The sequence below is a fragment of the Pseudoalteromonas ulvae UL12 genome, assembly GCF_014925405.1.
Lineage (GTDB): Bacteria > Pseudomonadota > Gammaproteobacteria > Enterobacterales > Alteromonadaceae > Pseudoalteromonas > Pseudoalteromonas ulvae.
In genome coordinates this window covers 126966-145406 of record NZ_AQHJ01000034.1, presented here as the reverse complement: position 1 = coordinate 145406, position 18441 = coordinate 126966, and the positions used below count along the sequence as shown (strand labels likewise).

Sequence of the window (18441 nt, the reverse complement as noted above, 5' to 3'; positions counted from 1 at the left end):
GCACTTTACCACAAGCTTGTTAAGCGTTAAAACAATTCAGGTTCTTGATGACCATATTGGTGTTTGAGCAGTGTATGAGGGTCGATATCAGTAAAATTAGAGACTCGGTCACGACCATTACTTTTGGAAAAATACAGCGCTTGATCTGCTTTTTGAACCAACGAAGGCACCATTTCAAATTGTAATAACGGCGTAAAGCCGATACTTACTGTCACATGTTGTACTTGAGGAAAATTAAATTGAGCCACTTTTTCACGCAACTTTTCCAACATATCAGCCGCAAATGCAATTTGCTGGCACTGAAATAGAATGGCAAATTCCTCTCCACCATAACGAAATATATAGTCCTCACTGCGAAAATGGTTTTTGATAATACGCGCAATCAGCAGCAACACCTCATCTCCAATCATATGCCCAAAGTTATCATTCACGGATTTAAAAAAATCAATATCAAGCATCGCAAAAAACCACATCCGCTGTTCTTTATAATCTGCGCGGCGCTTTTTGTATCCTTGCTCTGTAATCATCTCGAGCAATTTTAAATCAAAAATTTGCCGATTTAATAACTCAGTCAGAGGGTCAAGCTGACTGCGGTAAAGTAGGTATAAATGATTGGCATAAATATTTAACACATGAATAGCGACTGTGATTTTAGCTAAATCCCCAACAACAGCGCCTTTTGCAATGACAAAGCCAATCACTTTACCAAAATGATACACTGGAATCGCCACATTAGAATTTTCTGGGGTTTCATGCAGATGAAGTTTACTTTTTTTAACTTTATTTAAATACTCAAGGGATTGCTCTTGATTGAGCACAATAGCATCGTGGCCGAAATATATCTGCTGAGGAGCAAGCCCTTCATTAATAAATTTACTAATGTACACGCCTAACTGACAACCAAATAAAATGGTTTGTAACGCAGTAATTAAAATGAGGTCGAGTTGCTTTTCATCTTCTTGTTGAGTGAGAGAAATAATCCACTCATGAGCACACGGGTAAGCTGAGTTTGATGTCACAACGCACTCTCTTCAATGAAGCGAAATTATGAGGCTTTTTTAGTCAAAAAGCATATAGCCTTAAGCATATACGCTTTTACTATTCTCGCTAGTTTCGTATTAGACCGTCGCCTTGGCCAATCCATTTGTAAGTTGTCAAAGCCTCAAGCCCCATCGGCCCTCGAGCATGCAGCTTTTGAGTTGAAACAGCGACCTCTGCACCTAAACCAAATTGAGAACCATCAGTAAAACGTGTACTTGCATTGACATACACAGCTGCGGAATTCACTCGAGCGACAAATTGCTCCGCTGCGTTTAAGCATTGGGTTAAAATTCCATCTGAGTGAGCTGTTGAGTGGAGTCGAATGTGCTCAACCGCATCTTGGAGCTCAGACACAATTTTAATGCCTAACGTTAAGCTTAACCACTCTGTATCAAAGTCATCCGCTCCCGCCAAACTAATCTGTGATGCTATTTCGCTGCTTTGCATGCACCCTTTTAAAGTGACACCTTGCTGGATAAGCTCTGAGGCTAAACGCGGTAAAAACGTTGCCGCGATAGATTGATGAATAAGCACAGTATCTAGGGCGTTGCAGACACTGGGGCGTTGTACTTTAGCATTGCTGATCACCGCGATTGCTTTGTCAAAATCGGCCGATTCATCAACATATAAATGACAAATACCAATCCCTCCAGTGATGACAGGAATAGTGCTATTTTCCACACACACTTGCTGTAACGTTTGCCCACCACGTGGAATAATCATATCGACATACTTGTCGAGTTTGAGTAATTGATAAATATATGCACGATCTGGATCACCAATGAGCTGAACAGCTTCTGGGTTCATCCCGACACTTTGCAAAGCCTCAGCAATAATCGCCACCAGCTTTTTATTTGAATGAATGGTCTCTTTTCCACCACGCAAAATGGCTGCATTTCCTGTTTTTAATGCTAAACAAGCAATATCGATGGTCACATTGGGTCTTGCTTCATATATCACCCCAATCACACCCAAAGGAACGGTTCTTTTTTTCAAAAACAACCCGTTTTCAAGCTGCCTACCTTGATATTCTTCACCGATCGGGTCGCTCATTGCGACCAAGCGCTCAATATCTTGGCAAATACCCGCTAACCTATCTGGAGTTAATAATAAACGATCGATTAGCGCATCACTTAGCCCTTGCTGCCGTCCTTCGGTGATATCACGCTGATTGGTAGCTAAAATATCCGACTCTTGTTCGATAAGTAGGCGTCTAATTGCCTCGAGTGCATTATTTTTTTCGGCTGTTGTTGCAACACTTAATTGGTAGCTCGCGTTTTTTGCTCGTTTAGCTAAATCTTCTAACATACCTCACCCTATTTTTAATTAATCATCGAGTAGTACTAAATCATCTCGGTGAACGATGGCCTTTCCGTAATCAAACCCTAACAGTGCTTTAAATTGCTCTGAATGAAGTCCTTTGATTTGCGATAAATCAGCGCTGCTGTAGCGACATAAACCACGGGCAATAATTTCACCTTGCGCGTTACACAGCTCAACTAGCTCACCACGCTGAAACACACCTTCGACATGTTTGATTCCTTTCGCTAACAGGCTCGAACCTTGTAGCACAACCGCATCAGTGGCACCTGCATCTAAGCATAATTTGCCACTGCTTACGGGGCCAGCTAACAACCAGCGTTTTCGTCCTTCGATTGGACTTCCTAGCGGTTTAATCCGCGTGCCAATCGCTGTTTTATTAACACTTTCAAGTATTACATTTGGGCGATGCCCTGCGGCAATGATGGTTTCGACACCGGCGCGACGAGCAATATCAGCCGCTTGTAATTTAGTTGCCATGCCTCCTGTGCCTAGGTTTGTGCCACTGCCACCCGCTAATGCACGAATGCGATCATCAATTTTATCGACTTCTTCTATTAATGTAGCCTCAGGGTTACTACGCGGATCGGCAGTAAACAATCCTGGCTGATCGGTTAATAATAATAAATGATCGGCTTGCGCTAAAATCGCAGTCAACGCAGATAAGTTATCGTTATCACCTACTTTGATTTCTGCGGTAGCAACGGCATCGTTCTCATTTATGATGGGAACGATATTATGTTTAAGTAAAGCGCCAAGCGTATCGCGTGCATTTAAGTAGCGCTCACGGTCATCTAAGTCGGCTCGGGTTAACAGCATTTGCCCAACATGGATCCCATAAATATTAAATAATGTTTGCCAGGTCAGAATTAACTGACTTTGCCCAACAGCTGCAAGCATTTGTTTATTCGCTAAATTATTTAGATCACAGCTCATATGTAAATGCTCTTTCCCTGCAGCTACGGCACCACTAGAAACTAAGATTACTTTATGGCCTTGTTGGCGTAATTGTGCGCATTGACGAACCAGTTCGACCATGTGCGCTTTATCAAGAGTAAAACTCCCTCCTGTGAGCACACTAGTCCCCAGCTTTACCACTATGGTTTTACTGTTATTCATTGATTTCCCTCATTCTCAGTGAGAGATAGTTATATCAAAACAATGACTTTGCACAAGCTTTAATCAATGTAAAAAGCAAATCTCAGCGCTGCTATTTACAGCGTCAAATGCTACTATTTATGCCCGTTAATTTTGAGTTCGTGTATATGCCTGCTTCCCTTTGTTTGATCATCGCCACCTTTCTCTGGGGCAGCTCTTTTATTGCCTTAAAATATGCGGTGGCCATTTATGATCCTGCCTTAGTGATTTTTTTACGCATGCTTACCACTTTAACGGTATGTATCCTTTTGTGGCGATGGGTCAAACAGTTTGAATACCAAGCTGGAGATTGGAAATATTTACTCAGTATGTCATTGGCAGAGCCTTGCTTGTATTTTTTATTTGAAGGGCATGCACTGGAATATACTTCGGCCTCACAAGCAGGTGTCTTGGTGTCGTGCTTGCCAATTATTGTCGCCTTTTTAGCCTTTTATATGCTCAAAGAGCGTCTAAGTAAGGCAATCTTAGTTGGTTTTTCTTTGTGTATTGGCGGCAGTATTTTATTAACCTTAGTCTCGCCACATTCAGATCAAGCACCAAATCCATTACTGGGCAACTTTTTAGAGTTTCTCGCTATGATTTGCGCAGCTTATTACACCGTCAGCGTGAAACATCTTTGCGCCCGCTACTCTCCGCTTTCATTAATTGCACTGCAAGGGCTAAGCGGTACCCTCTTTTTTGCGCCCTTTTTACTATTCATTGAAATACCCACCCAGCTCAATAATAATGCGTTGCTAAGCATTTTGTATCTGGGCACGTTTGTGACCCTTGGTGGATATGGTATGTATAACTATGCAATCAGCAAGATATCCGTGCTCACAGCGGCTGCATTTTCAAATCTTATCCCTATTTTTTCGTTATTACTTTCAGCGATTATTTTGCATGAAGTGCTCACGGTTACCCAATGGTTAAGTATTGCTGTGGTGTTTTTAGGGGTCATAATCAGTCAGCGCCACAACACTCAGGTGCAAGACGACGATGACCCACTTGGCCAGCTTGAACAGCAAAGCACTTGTGAGCACAAAGCTTAAATCTGTTCAGTAGTCACAACAAAACGCTGCTTGGTACCTGATACCACGCTATTAAATGGGTAACAAGTTGCCAGATAAAGGCGTTTTTTATCCGTTTTTTGCAGCAAAAAGGACGTATCATATTGATCGATTACTTGTACTTGAGTGACAACAAAATCACGCCACTGCGCATCGCTAAGCTGCAACTTAATAACCGTTCCAAGTGATAAATCAGCTAAAAAAGAAAAGTGACTGTCATTATGAGCCGCAATAAGGCTAGCACCTTGTTCAGCCAGTGAGGCGCCGCCTTGGAACACAGCGGGGCCAAACGCTAAACTGGCTAAATCAGCGTTGGCCAACACATATTGCTGCTTTGCATGGGTTGGCACAACAAGCTGCGCAACAGGATAGGTGTCGGCATAGAACCAAGGCTTTACATTTTGCTGTGTCTGTAAGCTTTGTTGCCATGCATTGGCAATTAAATATTGCGCAAGCACGGCTTTTCCTTGCCAATACAAGCCTTTACTCATCAAACCCAACCCGAGTACAGTTAAGGTGATGATGCCCATTTTGCTGTATTTCCCTAGCACAGTTTACGCTCATAACGATGCACAGCGATTGCCAATAACACACAAAACAGACCCGCTATAAGCTGCCAAATGCTCTGTCCATCGGTTTGAGGCAACGGCGCAGTCCAGCCTTTTACAGCCATCGGTGTGATAACAGTTTCATCGGATGAACCAGAGCCCAACGAAGGAGAGTGCTCTATAGCCAATAACGCCGTATAAGGACTGAGAAGTTGATATTTTAAAGCCAACGATAACACTTGTTCTGCGATCGGTTCTTCGTGTTCTATCTGAGCGGCTGCTCCCAATTGGAGTGCTTTGATTTTTTGCCTTGCCCACAATCTGGCAATATTGTCTCCTTCTGTCGCATTAGCCAACTTAAACGAGGCACTAAATGGGCCATTGGCTTGTGATCCCGCAATGCGGATTTCTTGCTGATCTGGTCGTAATTTAACCGCAACCATCATAGCTTGGTCAAAATACAAGTCAGGGATCGGTTTAGGCCAAAAGTCCAATGCATTACCTTGAGCATCTTCAATGTGAAGCTGTTTGAGCGCGGCATTAGCGAGTTGATTAAACAAGTTTTTCATTTGCCATTGCACGTCACTTACATCACCAATATAGGTAAAAGTGCCTCGACCGACTTGAGCTGCACGACTCATAAAATAACTGTTTGGAGCCGAACCAATACCAATAGTAAACAATCGGCTATCTCCCAACTGCTGTTTGATTTGACTAAAAAGCTCAGCTTCGTTGGAAACACTGCCATCGGTTAAAAAAATCACTTGCCGTAAAAAATCATGGTGGGTTTGACCATCAAGGACTGAATTCAGCGCCGATGCGATTTCAGTTCCACCTTGCGCTTCTAAGCCATAAATAAAAGTGCGTGCGCGCCTAAGGTTAAAATCATTTGCAGGTAAAGCATGCTGACTAAATGCATTGACGTTAGAGTTAAAGGCAAGAATATTAAAACTATCTTGAGGATCTAAATTTGCTAAAGCAAAAAATAAAGCACTTTTTGCTTGCTCTAGCGAGCTGCCATGCATAGATCCTGATGTATCAATGACAAACACCACTTCACGCGCCAATCTTTGCTGCTGTTGATATTGTGCACTTGGCGGCATCAGCATAATAAGCGCATAATCTTCACCATTTAAGTGCTCTTTAAAGACTGCAGCAGTTACAGCTTCTTGCTCTGCAGGTCGAAAACGTAATACAAAATCTCGGTTTGCTAATGTCGTCCCTTCGGCAAGCGCAACCTGATAGCGGTTTCCCTGATTTTGTTGGTTAATTGCATGAAAAAGAGCATGAATATCGTTAAGCGCAAAGCCTAAATTCAAATCAATGTTGATCTGCTGAGTGAGAATAGGCTCCACGCCTTGCGTTACATCTTTTAGGTGCATCTCAAGCTCGGTTAGTGGATCAGACGGCTTCACTTTCGGCCAATTCCCTGTTAAGTCCATATCATAAACAAGGTGACTGGGTTGGTAGCGCGGAGCCACCACCATAGGTAAGCGCAGACTAAATTGGCCTTGCTGATAACGCACTAATTCCTGGTATACCAACTCAATACTCACCGTTTGCCCCGGTTCAATATTGGCAATTTGACTGACAAATACATTGGCTCGTTTTTGTGTGACTAAACTGGCCTTTTTCCCTTGGCGCTGAGCGAGTGCGTAATCGGCTTGCGCACGTTTTTTTTCTTCAATTTTGCCGATAATCTCCCGCTCACCAACCCGCATTTTCAACTGGTAAACCGCGCTTTCATCGGGTAATGGAAAAACATAACGACCATTGAGCACTTGATCAGTTTGATTTTTAAATGCTTGCTTAACCGTGACTTTATTAATTAACCCCGTCACCGACATGGTGGTATGCGATTGTACAAAAACCCCTTGCGCTTGCTCGACTCCTCGCTGATCACTTAACACTAGTTTTGGACTCCCAACGTTTGGACTTGCAACTAAGGGCTTGGGCAATAAGGCCAGTAATAATGCAGCAGTACAAAGCAAAGGCATGCTATGGCGATTAATAAAAGACAATCGAGACATCGCTCGTTCCTTGATAATAAAAGGCTTTGTCTCTGCATTAAATGAATAACGGCATTTAATGGGTTCGCACAGAAACAAAGCAAGGAGAATGAAAAAAGTAATTAAACCTCAACTCTGAGTCGCATTCAGTCCACAACTTTACTGTCTATTGGTTATGAACTGACGCTCGGTTAAGAGACTTAAAAAGACTGATGCTGAGCTGTGGCTGTAATATCAGGTTGCTTACGCGCTTTTACCGTGACTTTTCGGTCAAAAAAGTCCCCCTCAAAATCATGTTTTGAGGCATTGGCGTGCAATTCACCAAACGCATCACTGTTTAAGCGCGATGACGGCACACCTTGTTTAATTAAATACGCCTTAACATTAGTGACTCGTGCTTGTGAGAGTTTTAAATTTGCATCTTCATCACCGCGTTGGTCAGCAAAGCCGTGTAAATCAAGCGCTATCTCAGGGCTTTGCTGCAACAATTCAGCAAGTGCATCAAGCTGGCTGGCAAAATGTGCTTCGATAGAACTTGAACCGGTACGAAATTGCACTGTCATCGCCATTAGATTATCGATTTGCTGTTGCTGCAGTCGGCTTTTCTCTGCTTCTATATCAGTGAGCCTATCTTCAAGTTGCTCATTTTGTGCCACCAACTTTTGATAATTGTGCGCTTTATGCTCAAGCGCCACTAACTCACCTTGCTGCTTCGCTACTAACTGATTTTGCGCTTGAATAACTTTTTTATCTGATTCATTTTGCCCGATGAGACCCCCCGTTAATGCACCAATAAAGGCACCAATTGGTCCCCCAACCGCAGCGCCAAGTAAAGCACCAGATCCCATTCCGATTGCTTGCTCTGTATTCATGGTTTTTTTAGCGGTGACTTGCTCTGTTTGCGCGTTAACCATAACGGGTGCACTGAACAAAGTAATAAGAGTGAAAGCGATGATTGATTTTTTCATAATGATATTCCTAAAAAGTAAAACCTTGGTTGAGGTTGTTTGTTTTGATGGAATTCATTAAACACCAGCCCAATGGCAACAAAAGGGAGTAAAAAAGGCAAAGTGACGATCAATTGTGGCAAAAAAATGGCAATTGCTGTTTTACTACTTACAAGTTGATTTTTTTAGGTATAGTTCGCTTATCAACACTCATAAATACCCAGCGCTATGATAAAACACATTGCCATCGTCGAAGACGAAACCGCCATCAGAGAAAATTACAGCGAAATGCTCAGCAAACAAGGTTATCAGGTCTCTGGCTATTGTGATCGCATCAGTGCAGAGCTAGCATTTACAGAGAAACTACCCGATTTAGCAATCGTTGATATTGGCCTTGGAGATGAAATTGATGGTGGCTTTACCTTATGCCAAACACTACGAGGATTATCTAAAACCTTGCCCATCATTTTTTTAACCGCCAGAGATAGCGAGATAGACACGGTTTGTGGATTGCGCATGGGTGCAGATGACTACCTCACTAAAGACATCAGCTTGCCACATTTAGCCGCGCGAATTGCCGCGTTATTTCGCCGCATGGCGGCATTGGAAGTCCCTGTGGTCGCAGAAAACATTATCAATCGCGGCCCACTCAAAATTGATGCTAATCGCATGCAAGTGAGTTGGCATGATCACACGATTGATTTAACCATTACAGAATTTTGGATGGTCCATGCCCTCGCCCAACGACCTGGTCATGTTAAAAGCCGCAATGACTTAATGAGTGATGCAAAGATTTTTGTCGATGACTCCACTATCACCTCTCATGTGAAACGGATCCGAAAAAAATTTATCAAGGTCGATGCTGACTTTAATTGTATTGATACCATTTATGGCATGGGCTATCGCTGGGAGCATAGCTAATGCGCCGTGCTGGTTTTGGTCTACGCAGCCAAGTGATTGTGCTATCGAGTTTTTTATTACTTCTGCCTTGGCTTGGTTATGAATATGTCTGGGAAATGGAAAAATATTTACGTAAGGGCCAAGAAAAAACCTTAGTAGGCACCACCCGAGCCTTGGCAACCGCCCTCCATGAGCGGCCAAAACTGTTCGATAGCCAAGCAAGTTTTTTAGAACAAGTCGTCAAAGGGCGCGATTTGTATGCTTACAACATTAATGGCCCAATCAAACTCGATGGTCAATTTAACGAATGGCAATTATACCGCCCTTTATTCTGGTCTTATGATCAGCATTATTTACACCCTGCCAACTTAGATCATCATGGGAATGATTTATCTTTTTCTCATATGGTGGGCAAATTTGAACGTCACTTATATGCCGTTTTTGAAGTACAAGACGATCACCTTTTTTATCGCCCAGCTAATAGCTTAAGTGTCACCCGCAATGATCATCTTAAGATTGCGTTTCAAAGTGAGGTTGGCGAGCTTAAAACCTATATCATTGCGCCAAAAAATGATGGCTGGATCACCGCTTATGATGAAATGGATTTGCGCCCTACACCTCAGATCCAAGGGCATTTTCAACACACAGCCCAAGGCTACAATATTGAATTGCGCTTACCCCTGACCATGCTGGGGAAAAAGCTTGGCTTTGCGATTGTCGATTGGGATGGCAAAGATCAAACGGTTAAAACCATGTCGACCTCCAACTTAAATGATTTAAATCAACTTGGCAGTGTGCTGGTCCCCTCTCCCGAAATTGAGCGAATCGTGAAAGGTATGGGCCATTCGGGTAGTCGTATTTGGGTGGTTGATAACCATCACCGCGTGCTGGCACAATCTGGCGATATCAAACATGCCGATGGAGTGTGGGCCAATAGTTTAGAGGATGCTAAACAATCAAAATCATGGTGGGAAAGCATTGAGCACACGTATTTGCATCCCTTGTATTATTTAATTTTAACCCGCCCTGCCGATGAATTTATTGATGAAACTTACGATAACGCCGCGCTAGAAGGGCCTCATATCCGGGCCGCTTTAAGTGGCCAAGCGCATTCTCATTGGCGCTTAACGCCAGATAAAAAAGCCGTGATTTTATCCGCGGCCTACCCAATTTGGATTGACGACCAAGTAATGGGCGCAGTGATCGCTGAAGAAACCACCAATGGCGTGCGATCGATTCGCAACAAAGCACTTGAGAAACTGTTCACCGTTATTTTAGCCGTCATGCTGATTGGCACATTAACTTTGTTCTTTTTTGCCACCCGGATCTCATCACGGATCCGACGTTTACGTGATTTAGCAGAGCAAGCCATCGACCCACAAGGTAGAGTATTAGGTGATATTGAGAGCTCTCAAGCGGGGGATGAAATTGGCGATTTATCGAGAAGTTTTGCCAACATTGTCGGTCGATTAGGCGGTTACACGCATTACCTTGAAAATATGTCTTCTCGGCTCTCGCATGAACTGCGCACTCCTGTAGCCGTTGTTCGCTCATCCCTCGAAAGCCTACAGCTTGATGAACTAAATACAGAGCAAAAGAAATATGTAGAACGGGCTAGTGAAGGCGTCAGTCGACTCAATAAAATTATCACCACCATGAGTGAAGCCACACGACTAGAACAAAGTATTGCGCATGCAGATCGCCAGCGCTTTGACCTCACACATGTTATGAGTGGTTGCATGCAAGGTTATCAATTTACTTACCCACAACAAGCTTTCACTCTTGATATATGTAAGCAGTCAATTGAACTCGATGGTGTGCCTGAGTTTATTGCGCAATTACTCGATAAAATCATTAGTAATGCATTAGAGTTTGCGACCCCTGAGACCCCAATTGCAGTGTCCCTTTCTGAAAATGACAAACATGCGCTATTAGTTATTTCAAACTATGGACCAGCTTTACCAGAAAAAATTGGCGAGCATATTTTTGATTCTATGGTTTCAGTACGAACTCAGGCGATGCAAAAGCAACCCCATTTAGGGTTAGGTTTGTATATCGCTCGCCTAATTTGTGATTTCCATCACGGTAAAATCATGGCTCGCAACACGGAACATGGCGTTGAAATGAGTTTAACACTGCCCAAAATATAAAGTGAATCCATGGATAAACAGCTGTAACACTAAGAGTTTATTTTTTTCTATAAAGTGGCAGCTGATATTTTTCAAATAGTTTAATGGCAATATTTTTACACAGCGGTTTAATTATGTAGCCTTTTGCTCCCATAGAAACGGCTTTTTGTACCGTGGCTTTATTTTTATTACCACTGAGCATAATAACCGGGGTGGTTTGGTTCACTCCTGTATTATGACAAACCTGATTAAGTAAATAGATCCCGTTTGTATCAGGTAAGAAAATATCCATCAAAATCAAATCAAACTTTTTCTTCATTAATTCATTTAATGCGCTTCTTCCTGAGGTCGCTGTGGTGACTTCTAATTTATATTGCTGAAAAATCATCAAGGTAATATTTAAGCTAATTGCATCATCTTCCACAATTAAAAGCTTGGGATACACTTTCGTATCCGCCTCTGGAATATTGACGTTTTTCACGCCCGTATTATGCAAGCGATTAAACGACTCGACTTTGCCTGATTTAGTTGCGGTTGCATCAGATTCTAAAGCTGCTGCCACCTCTCGCTCTTCATCGGCCTGCTCTTCTGCTTCTTCTGTGATAATTTGCTGCAGTAAATGTAATGCTTTAGATTGTAACCTTAATAATTCTGGTCGAATTGAATCAGAGCGAATAGCAGACAAGGTTTGTTCTAATTCCTCTAAATTCAGGTGTGCTTTTTTGTTTTCTGCGACTTTTTTAGCCGCATTATCTAACGAAAGTTCAATTTTTAATAAACTGTCATGGAAGGCATCTTTGAGTTTAGTTTTTCGTTCTAGACCGGAACTTATGATCATTTTCGCTGCATCTGAAAATGAATCATTTTTAATTATGAATTCTTCAAAATCTAGCGACTTTAGAGACAGTCCCATTTTTTGCAGAAGATGATGGCATATTACGACAGGCCGATGCAGCTCATACAGCGGGCGAGCAACTAAATAATCGTCAATCACACCTCGTTGAAAGGCTTCAAATGCGTCTTGCTCTTGCTGACGTGCAATCAACGCCACAACGGCATGCTCGCACATGAAATTATTGTCTGCTTTTTCTAAAGCCTGATAATAAATAGAAAGCGTATCAGCGAAAATTTCTGTCGAGATTAAAAATACTTTGGCGGCTTCTTCTTTTAATTGCTCGGTTAAACCTGCCACACTAGAGACCACCAATACACGCTCAAAGCTTTTATTGAGAATACCAATAATTAATTTTATTTCGTCCGGTTCTTTCGTAACAATGACTACATTACACGGAACTTTTTCTTTCATTTTAATAACCTTGAGTCTTTAAATGTCCGACTAAATCATCAATTTCATCAATCATCTGTTGGCAAAGATCATCGATGTCTTCTTCTAAAATATTCCCTGAGTCCATTTTGCCAGCTAAACATTCTAACTCTTGCGCCATTAAATTCAGCCGAGTCGCGCCTATATACAACGCGCTGCTTTTAATGGTATGAGCAATTTTGTGGATCTCTTTAAAGTTGTGATTATGCAAACTGTGTGCTAACTGCGTCCCCCGCTCAGCCAAGTTAATAACATACTGGCGAATAAATACTTGCAACTCAGTAGTTTCAACATCACCGACAAATTGAAAAATTGCATTCAAGTCAAAGTTTTTAGACGTTTTTTCGAATACTGCATGGGAAGGTTCAGGTTCTGCATTTTGCCCCAACTCTTCATGGACTAACTCTGAGAATAAAACGTCTGATTCCCCCTCATCTGAAATGAAACACGCATTCGCGAGGCTTGCTTGTATCTCCTCGAGGAATCCTTTGAGCTCTTCCATCATAAAGGGCTTAATAAAAATATAGTCGATTCCTGCGCGTTCACATGCACTATGAGACAATTCTGTTTTATCCGCGGTTAAAAGTGCGATTGGGGCTGGTTCGCGTAATTGCTGGCGTTCGATTTTTCGTAGCTGCTCAGTTAATTCAGCTCCGTTTAAATTAGGCATTTGGTAATCTGTAATCACGACATCAAAAAACTGATTTTTGAACAATTTGATGGCTTGATTCGGCTCTTCGCAGTAAGTAGCATAAACATTAAGTGATTGTAATTGCTGGCGCATAACAAAAATATTATCAGGATTATCTTCAACGATAAGTACTTCTAAGCTACTTAAATCTAAGCCTTTATGCTTTATCTCTTCCTGCTTGGAGTGTTGTATTATCAAATCATCGTAACGAAGCAACATCTCATTTAACGTAGCTAAGCGTACCGGTGTGAAACTAAACGTAAGATATTGCTTTAATCTGGGTTCTGCTAACCCATTATCAAGTAAGACAATATTTTTTTCCTGCTCATGATCTTGCAAAAATTGATGTCTCGCTTGCGTCGTTAATGCATCAAGGTCGAGAAATATCATATCTGCGTGATGGTCACTTTCTGGAAAAGGGGGATTTAAAAATAACACATCAAAATTAAGATAAGGCTGATACACATTTAGCGCATCAACAAATGCTTGATTATTAGATATAAGTGTTAGTCTTTTATGCGTCACAAGTTGCGGATAAGACTCAGTATGTGCATCCGTAAAGGCAAATCGTGCGTTAAAATAAAAGACTGAACCTTGAGCTAATTCACTGCGCACTTCGAGCTTACTACCCATTAAATGACAAATGCTTTGACTGATATTCAAACCTAGGCCTGTGCCACCAAATTGCTGATGAGTATGGTTTGAGGCTTGAGTGAATTGCTCAAAAATCTTGGCTTGCTCTTGCGGTGAAATGCCAATGCCATTGTCACTCACTTCAACATGCAAACATGCATCTTGCTCACTCACAGGCTCATTAAGTGTAATGGATAACTGAACCCGCCCAGGTTTGCGTGTATTAAATTTCAACGCATTATTTAATAAATTATTCAACACTTGACTCAAACGCAGTTCGTCAAAAATGAGAATGCTCGGAATACGCGGATCTATTAATAACACTAAATGAATGTCTGATTCACGAGCTTTAATCGCCAGCCCCGCAATAATATTCTCACACACAGCCCTTAAATTCGCTGGTGCCAATTCAAGCTGCGCTTTTCCTGCATTAAATTTGGTAAAATCTAAGACGTTATTGAGTAACATCAATAACTGATGTGCACTGCGATGAACTGTTTTAATATTTAAATTTTGGCAAAATGCTTTTTCTTGGACAATTAAGTCAAGCAAACCAATGATGGCATTCAGTGGGGTACGAATTTCATGCCCCATCGCAGCCATAAATTGCGTTTTTGCTTCACTTAATTTCATCGCTTGCTGAAAGGCATCATCCAATTGTTCAATTAATAATTGTTCACGGGTTTCATCAATAATCAAGATCACTCTTTCACCATTTTGAGTCAATCGCTGACGAAACGCTAAGTGATACCCTAAGTCTGTGACTATCAAAAATTCCACAGGCAACTCATTGATGCCACCTGAGTTAAGTTTTTCAAGTAAAGACTCATAATTATGACTTGTGCAATTGTTTAGCAAAATTTTTGATAAGAAATCTTCAAGGTTTTGCGGGTATGTTCTGATCCCATCGTGCCCAGGGAAAAAAATACCAACTTGATTATTGGCATGATAAATCTCGTGATTGTTCTTACATAAAATGAGCCCATCAGAAAAACTATTGGTAATTTCAAAAAAGCTATCGTGCGCGCTAATCAATGTCTGTTCTGATATACATTTTTCCGATGCGGATATTGAGTAACTAACCAGTAAGTCTGCATTGATTAAAGGAATAATATTCATCACCACAGTAAATTCACCGCACTGAATTTGCTGGGTAAATGGCTCCTTTTCTCGTTTTTATAAGGCGAGAGTTAACTGCTGTGAAATCCGCTCTTGACTCATAATGAGCTCACTTTTTGCAGCGAAAGCATCATTATTTGAATGCCAAGAACCTGAGGCACTGAATAAGCTAACCGGGCTATTGAAAAGCGATAAGTTAATGATAGACAAGTAAACTTACTCCTATTTATATAAATAAAATGTAGCAGTAAAAAGCGCCTAATCAATAGTTACTAAATGAAAAAAAATTGTTACTGTTAAGGTTAAATAACAAATGGAATCACTATGACAACACAACGACTCCTCGCTTTGGGCTTGCTTCTGAGCTGCAGCTTTTCTGCTTTGGCAGAGTTTGAACTCATCCATAATGTCAAAGGCTACACCCTCACTCGTCAAGGCGAGTTGAAGACCTTTTCCACCTTAGTGTTTAAAGATGGCAAAGTAGTACGTACTGGTGATGAAGGCTTACTTAAAACCTACAGTAAAGCAAAAAAAACCAACGGCGAGCAAAAAGTACTGCTTCCAGGACTCATTGATGCTCATGGTCATATTATTGGCCTTGGGCAAAATTTAGTGCAACTTGATGTGCGCGGTACAACTTCAAAACAACAAGTTGGTGAGCGACTCGCGGCCTATGCTAAAAATAAAAAAGGCTGGATAATTGGTCGTGGCTGGAATCAAGAGCTCTGGCCTGACGGGCAGTTTCCAACGGCTAGCGATCTCGATAAATATGTGAACGATCGGCCGGTGATGCTTTCTCGCGTTGACGGTCACGCTATTTGGGTCAATAGCAAAGCGATGGAACTAGCAGGGATCACTCAAAAAACACTCGCCCCTGATGGTGGTGAAATCCTTCGCTTAAGCAATCAATCACCTAGTGGCATTTTTATTGATAAAGCAGAAAACTTAATTCGCCTGCATGTGCCCACACCATCTTCTGAAGAGTTAGGTCTTGCACTTGATGCTGCAGGCCAACACTTGTTGAGCCTTGGAATTACTTCTACTCATGATGCTGGTATTGATTTTGCGACTTGGCAATTATACAAACAGCGAGATAGCAGCAATCAATTACCCCTGCGTATTTTTGCTATGTTAAGTGCCACTGATGCAAAACTAGAGACAATGTTAGCAGCGGGTGTGTATAAAAATCAGCGCGATTATTTATCTATTCGTAGCGTTAAAATATACGCCGATGGTGCATTAGGCAGTCGAGGTGCAGCCTTAGTCGATGAATACGCCGACCGTAAAGGCCACAAAGGTCTCATGCTCGAAAGCCAAGCCAAGCTCGAAGCTCTTTTTGCACTCAGCTTTAAACATGGTTTTAGCGCCAATACACATGCAATTGGTGATATGGCTAATCGCACGGTATTAGATGCCTATGAAAATGCCTTTAAACAACATGGCGGAAAATTACTGCGTAACCGCATCGAGCATGCACAAATAGTTCAACCAAATGATATTCCTCGATTTAAACAGTTGTCGATCATTCCCTCAATGCAACCTGTTCACGCCACATCCGATATGCACATGGCTGAGCAACGTTTAAACTCTCTGCAATTACAAGGTGCGTATGCATGGCAAAGCTTTTTAAATCAAGGCTCAAAAGTGGCTGCTGGGTCTGATTTTCCAGTTGAACTCGCCAATATTTTTCATGGCTTATATGCCGCAATTACACGGATGGATCATACACAACAACCTGATAAAGGGTGGCGACCGTCTGAAGCTCTGAGTCGTAAAGATGCATTGAAAGCATTTAGCTTAGATGCGGCCTACGCTGCACATCAAGAATTTAAAATAGGCTCTCTTGAGCAAGGAAAGTGGGCCGACTTTATTTTAATTGATCAAGATATTTTCACTGTGGATGCAGCGAAAATTTATCAAACAAACGTGCTCGAAACATGGATAGCAGGCGAGCAAAAATTTAGTATCAATTAATCGCTAAAGCAAAGTGATGTTGATATAAATCAACACCTCACCTGAACAGATCTTTATGCTAGTTCTAACAGCATAAGGATCTGTTCATGACTCACGACCTCATTATAATTGGCGCAGGCCCATGCGCTCTAGCTCTGGCTAAATCACTTGCTGATAGTCCTTTTCAGATTACCATTATCGAACAAGCTGATGAAAATCACTGCGCTAATCCTGACTATGATGGCCGTGATATCGCGCTGACCCATCATTCAAAAGCACTGCTACAACAATTTAACCTCTGGCATGAGCTTGAACATATTTACCCGATCGAACAAGCAAAAGTATTCAATGGTCAGAGCGTTAAAAGTTTGGACTTTTGGCAACACTCAGGTAGTGCTTTAGGTTATTTAGTCTCAAATCATGATTTACGTGCCACGCTCTATCACAGTGTATGCATGCAAGATAATGTGCAGTTCATGTGGCAAACGCGCATTTCTCAAGTTGAGAAAGTAGCGACTGGTTATCGGGTGTTATTAGCGAATGGTCACTCTCTCACTACGCCATTATTGATTGCTGCTGATTCGCGGTTTTCAAACACACGGCGCCAACTTGGTATTGCAAGTCAGGTGACAGATTTTGCACGAACAGCAATTGTCGCCAGAATGAGCCATGATCTAACCCATCAAAAAATAGCCTACGAATGCTTTTTATACGGCTTTACCCTTGCGGTGTTGCCTTTATCTGAACATGAAAGCTCTGTGGTCATTACTGCTGATAGCGATCAAGCCCAACAATTGATTGCGCTTGATGAACACGCCTATGCGCAATTTGTGATGACAGCATTTGGCCATCAACTAGGGAAAATGGCTTTATGTTCCCAGCGTTTTAGTTACCCATTAGTTGGCGTCCTTGCAAAGCAATTTAGCAAAGAGCATGTAGCACTCATCGGTGATGCTGCTGTTGGGATGCATCCGGTGACAGCTCATGGGTTTAATTTAGGATTGAAGGGCGCGCATAAACTCGCACAATGCTTGTGTAAGGCTGAGCAAAGTGGCCAGCCCTATTGGTCAACAACGGTATTGAATGAGTATGAAAGATACCACCAGCGAGAAGTCAAAATAATGTACTATGGCACCAACGGCCTAGTGCATTTATTTACGAATGATTCGCCCCCCGCCAAGCTAATTAGAAACTGGGTGCTCAATGTATCAAGGCATTGTCCACCCATTCGCAAGGCAATCACGGCTAAGTTGGCGCAAAAAACAAGGGTCTTTTAGCTTTGCTGTTCACTTTCGTAGCGATGCAATTTAAATAAGTGATACAAATTGACTAACGATAATAGGCCGTTAGTAATGGCCACAGGCCACGCAGTAATCGCGATACCATAAACAGTAAACGCAATGCACCCAGCTAAGTTTAACCAGCGCAGCTTAGTGACATTGCTCATCATCAATGAAGCAACAAGTAATACAGAAGCAAAGTAACCTAAATATTCCCAACTCATTCTCGTACCCTTATTGATGAATGTTCTGATTGAACATGAATAAAAAGACCAATCCACTAAATAGCCCACTGAATTCTTTGCCTTTGTATGCGGGGAGTCCAGTCACGGGATAACTC

The 18441-nt window shown here is 41.9% G+C and carries 14 protein-coding genes; 5 read left to right on the top strand and 9 right to left on the bottom strand.

Going from position 1 to position 18441, the window contains the following annotated elements; all coding sequences use genetic code 11:
- Nucleotides 1-26: 26 nt before the first annotated feature.
- The 3 genes from PULV_RS17335 to proB form a co-directional block, all read right to left on the bottom strand.
- The gene (locus PULV_RS17335; RefSeq protein ID WP_193332347.1) at nucleotides 27-1019 is read right to left on the bottom strand and encodes a GGDEF domain-containing protein; all 993 of its coding nucleotides are present in this window, start codon (nucleotides 1017-1019) and stop codon (nucleotides 27-29) included.
- Between the two features lie 88 nt (nucleotides 1020-1107).
- Nucleotides 1108-2349: a glutamate-5-semialdehyde dehydrogenase gene (locus tag PULV_RS17330; protein WP_193332346.1), complete on the bottom strand. Its 1242-nt coding sequence runs from the start codon at nucleotides 2347-2349 to the stop codon at nucleotides 1108-1110.
- An 18-nt stretch (nucleotides 2350-2367) separates the two neighbouring features.
- Entirely contained in the window at nucleotides 2368-3480 is a 1113-nt protein-coding gene (gene proB, locus PULV_RS17325; protein WP_193332345.1) for a glutamate 5-kinase, read from the bottom strand.
- Between the two features lie 146 nt (nucleotides 3481-3626).
- Between proB and PULV_RS17320 the strand changes: the two genes are divergently transcribed.
- The gene (locus PULV_RS17320; RefSeq protein ID WP_086744373.1) at nucleotides 3627-4550 is read left to right on the top strand and encodes a DMT family transporter; all 924 of its coding nucleotides are present in this window, start codon (nucleotides 3627-3629) and stop codon (nucleotides 4548-4550) included.
- Here the strand turns inward: PULV_RS17320 and PULV_RS17315 are convergent.
- The 3 genes from PULV_RS17315 to pdsO all read right to left on the bottom strand — a co-directional run bounded on the left by PULV_RS17315 (nucleotide 4547) and on the right by pdsO (nucleotide 8093).
- Nucleotides 4547-5098, bottom strand: a complete 552-nt coding sequence (locus tag PULV_RS17315) for a class GN sortase (RefSeq protein ID WP_086744372.1) — start codon at nucleotides 5096-5098, stop codon at nucleotides 4547-4549. The genes PULV_RS17320 and PULV_RS17315 overlap by 4 nt on opposite strands.
- A gap of 14 nt (nucleotides 5099-5112) precedes the next feature.
- Nucleotides 5113-7146: a marine proteobacterial sortase target protein gene (locus PULV_RS17310; RefSeq protein ID WP_193332344.1), complete on the bottom strand. Its 2034-nt coding sequence runs from the start codon at nucleotides 7144-7146 to the stop codon at nucleotides 5113-5115.
- 179 nt (nucleotides 7147-7325) lie between these two features.
- Entirely contained in the window at nucleotides 7326-8093 is a 768-nt protein-coding gene (gene pdsO, locus PULV_RS17305; protein WP_086744370.1) for a sortase-associated OmpA-like protein PdsO, read from the bottom strand.
- A gap of 210 nt (nucleotides 8094-8303) precedes the next feature.
- On the opposite strand from pdsO, the gene pdsR reads away from it, so the two are divergent.
- Together pdsR and pdsS are read left to right on the top strand one after the other, a co-directional pair.
- Nucleotides 8304-8993 carry a proteobacterial dedicated sortase system response regulator gene (pdsR, locus tag PULV_RS17300; RefSeq protein ID WP_086744501.1) on the top strand — a complete coding sequence of 230 codons (690 nt, stop codon included), beginning with the start codon at nucleotides 8304-8306 and terminating at the stop codon, nucleotides 8991-8993.
- A complete protein-coding gene (pdsS, locus tag PULV_RS17295; protein WP_193332343.1) occupies nucleotides 8993-11122 on the top strand; it encodes a proteobacterial dedicated sortase system histidine kinase in 2130 nt (709 codons plus the stop codon). Before pdsR ends, pdsS begins: the two co-directional genes overlap by 1 nt.
- Nucleotides 11123-11159: 37 nt before the next feature.
- Here pdsS and PULV_RS17290 read toward each other — a convergent pair whose 3' ends face one another.
- Nucleotides 11160-12407: a response regulator gene (locus PULV_RS17290; RefSeq protein WP_086744368.1), complete on the bottom strand. Its 1248-nt coding sequence runs from the start codon at nucleotides 12405-12407 to the stop codon at nucleotides 11160-11162.
- Nucleotide 12408: 1 nt separating this feature from the next.
- Entirely contained in the window at nucleotides 12409-14868 is a 2460-nt protein-coding gene (locus PULV_RS17285) for an ATP-binding protein (RefSeq protein ID WP_193332342.1), read from the bottom strand.
- A gap of 324 nt (nucleotides 14869-15192) precedes the next feature.
- Here PULV_RS17285 and PULV_RS17280 point away from each other — a divergent pair, with 324 nt between their 5' ends.
- The gene (locus PULV_RS17280; protein WP_086744366.1) at nucleotides 15193-16842 is read left to right on the top strand and encodes an amidohydrolase; all 1650 of its coding nucleotides are present in this window, start codon (nucleotides 15193-15195) and stop codon (nucleotides 16840-16842) included.
- A gap of 86 nt (nucleotides 16843-16928) precedes the next feature.
- On the top strand, nucleotides 16929-18098 hold the full coding sequence (ubiM, locus tag PULV_RS17275; protein ID WP_193332341.1) for a 5-demethoxyubiquinol-8 5-hydroxylase UbiM: 1170 nt from the start codon (nucleotides 16929-16931) through the stop codon (nucleotides 18096-18098).
- Here the strand turns inward: ubiM and PULV_RS17270 are convergent.
- On the bottom strand, nucleotides 18095-18325 hold the full coding sequence (locus PULV_RS17270) for a YgjV family protein (RefSeq protein ID WP_086744364.1): 231 nt from the start codon (nucleotides 18323-18325) through the stop codon (nucleotides 18095-18097). The two genes, ubiM and PULV_RS17270, sit on opposite strands and share 4 nt — an antisense overlap.
- Between the last annotated feature and the right edge of the window lie 116 nt (nucleotides 18326-18441).

What these genes read in the sequence shown, in the direction of transcription:
- PULV_RS17330 (WP_193332346.1), bottom strand. Translation starts at nt 2,349, where the DNA reads ATGTTAGAAGATTTAGCTAAACGAGCAAAAAACGCGAGCTACCAATTA.
- proB (WP_193332345.1), bottom strand. Translation starts at nt 3,480, where the DNA reads ATGAATAACAGTAAAACCATAGTGGTAAAGCTGGGGACTAGTGTGCTC.
- PULV_RS17320 (WP_086744373.1), top strand. Translation starts at nt 3,627, where the DNA reads ATGCCTGCTTCCCTTTGTTTGATCATCGCCACCTTTCTCTGGGGCAGC.
- PULV_RS17315 (WP_086744372.1), bottom strand. Translation starts at nt 5,098, where the DNA reads ATGGGCATCATCACCTTAACTGTACTCGGGTTGGGTTTGATGAGTAAA.
- PULV_RS17310 (WP_193332344.1), bottom strand. Translation starts at nt 7,146, where the DNA reads ATGTCTCGATTGTCTTTTATTAATCGCCATAGCATGCCTTTGCTTTGT.
- pdsO (WP_086744370.1), bottom strand. Translation starts at nt 8,093, where the DNA reads ATGAAAAAATCAATCATCGCTTTCACTCTTATTACTTTGTTCAGTGCA.
- pdsS (WP_193332343.1), top strand. Translation starts at nt 8,993, where the DNA reads ATGCGCCGTGCTGGTTTTGGTCTACGCAGCCAAGTGATTGTGCTATCG.
- PULV_RS17290 (WP_086744368.1), bottom strand. Translation starts at nt 12,407, where the DNA reads ATGAAAGAAAAAGTTCCGTGTAATGTAGTCATTGTTACGAAAGAACCG.
- PULV_RS17285 (WP_193332342.1), bottom strand. Translation starts at nt 14,868, where the DNA reads ATGAATATTATTCCTTTAATCAATGCAGACTTACTGGTTAGTTACTCA.
- PULV_RS17280 (WP_086744366.1), top strand. Translation starts at nt 15,193, where the DNA reads ATGACAACACAACGACTCCTCGCTTTGGGCTTGCTTCTGAGCTGCAGC.
- ubiM (WP_193332341.1), top strand. Translation starts at nt 16,929, where the DNA reads ATGACTCACGACCTCATTATAATTGGCGCAGGCCCATGCGCTCTAGCT.
- PULV_RS17270 (WP_086744364.1), bottom strand. Translation starts at nt 18,325, where the DNA reads ATGAGTTGGGAATATTTAGGTTACTTTGCTTCTGTATTACTTGTTGCT.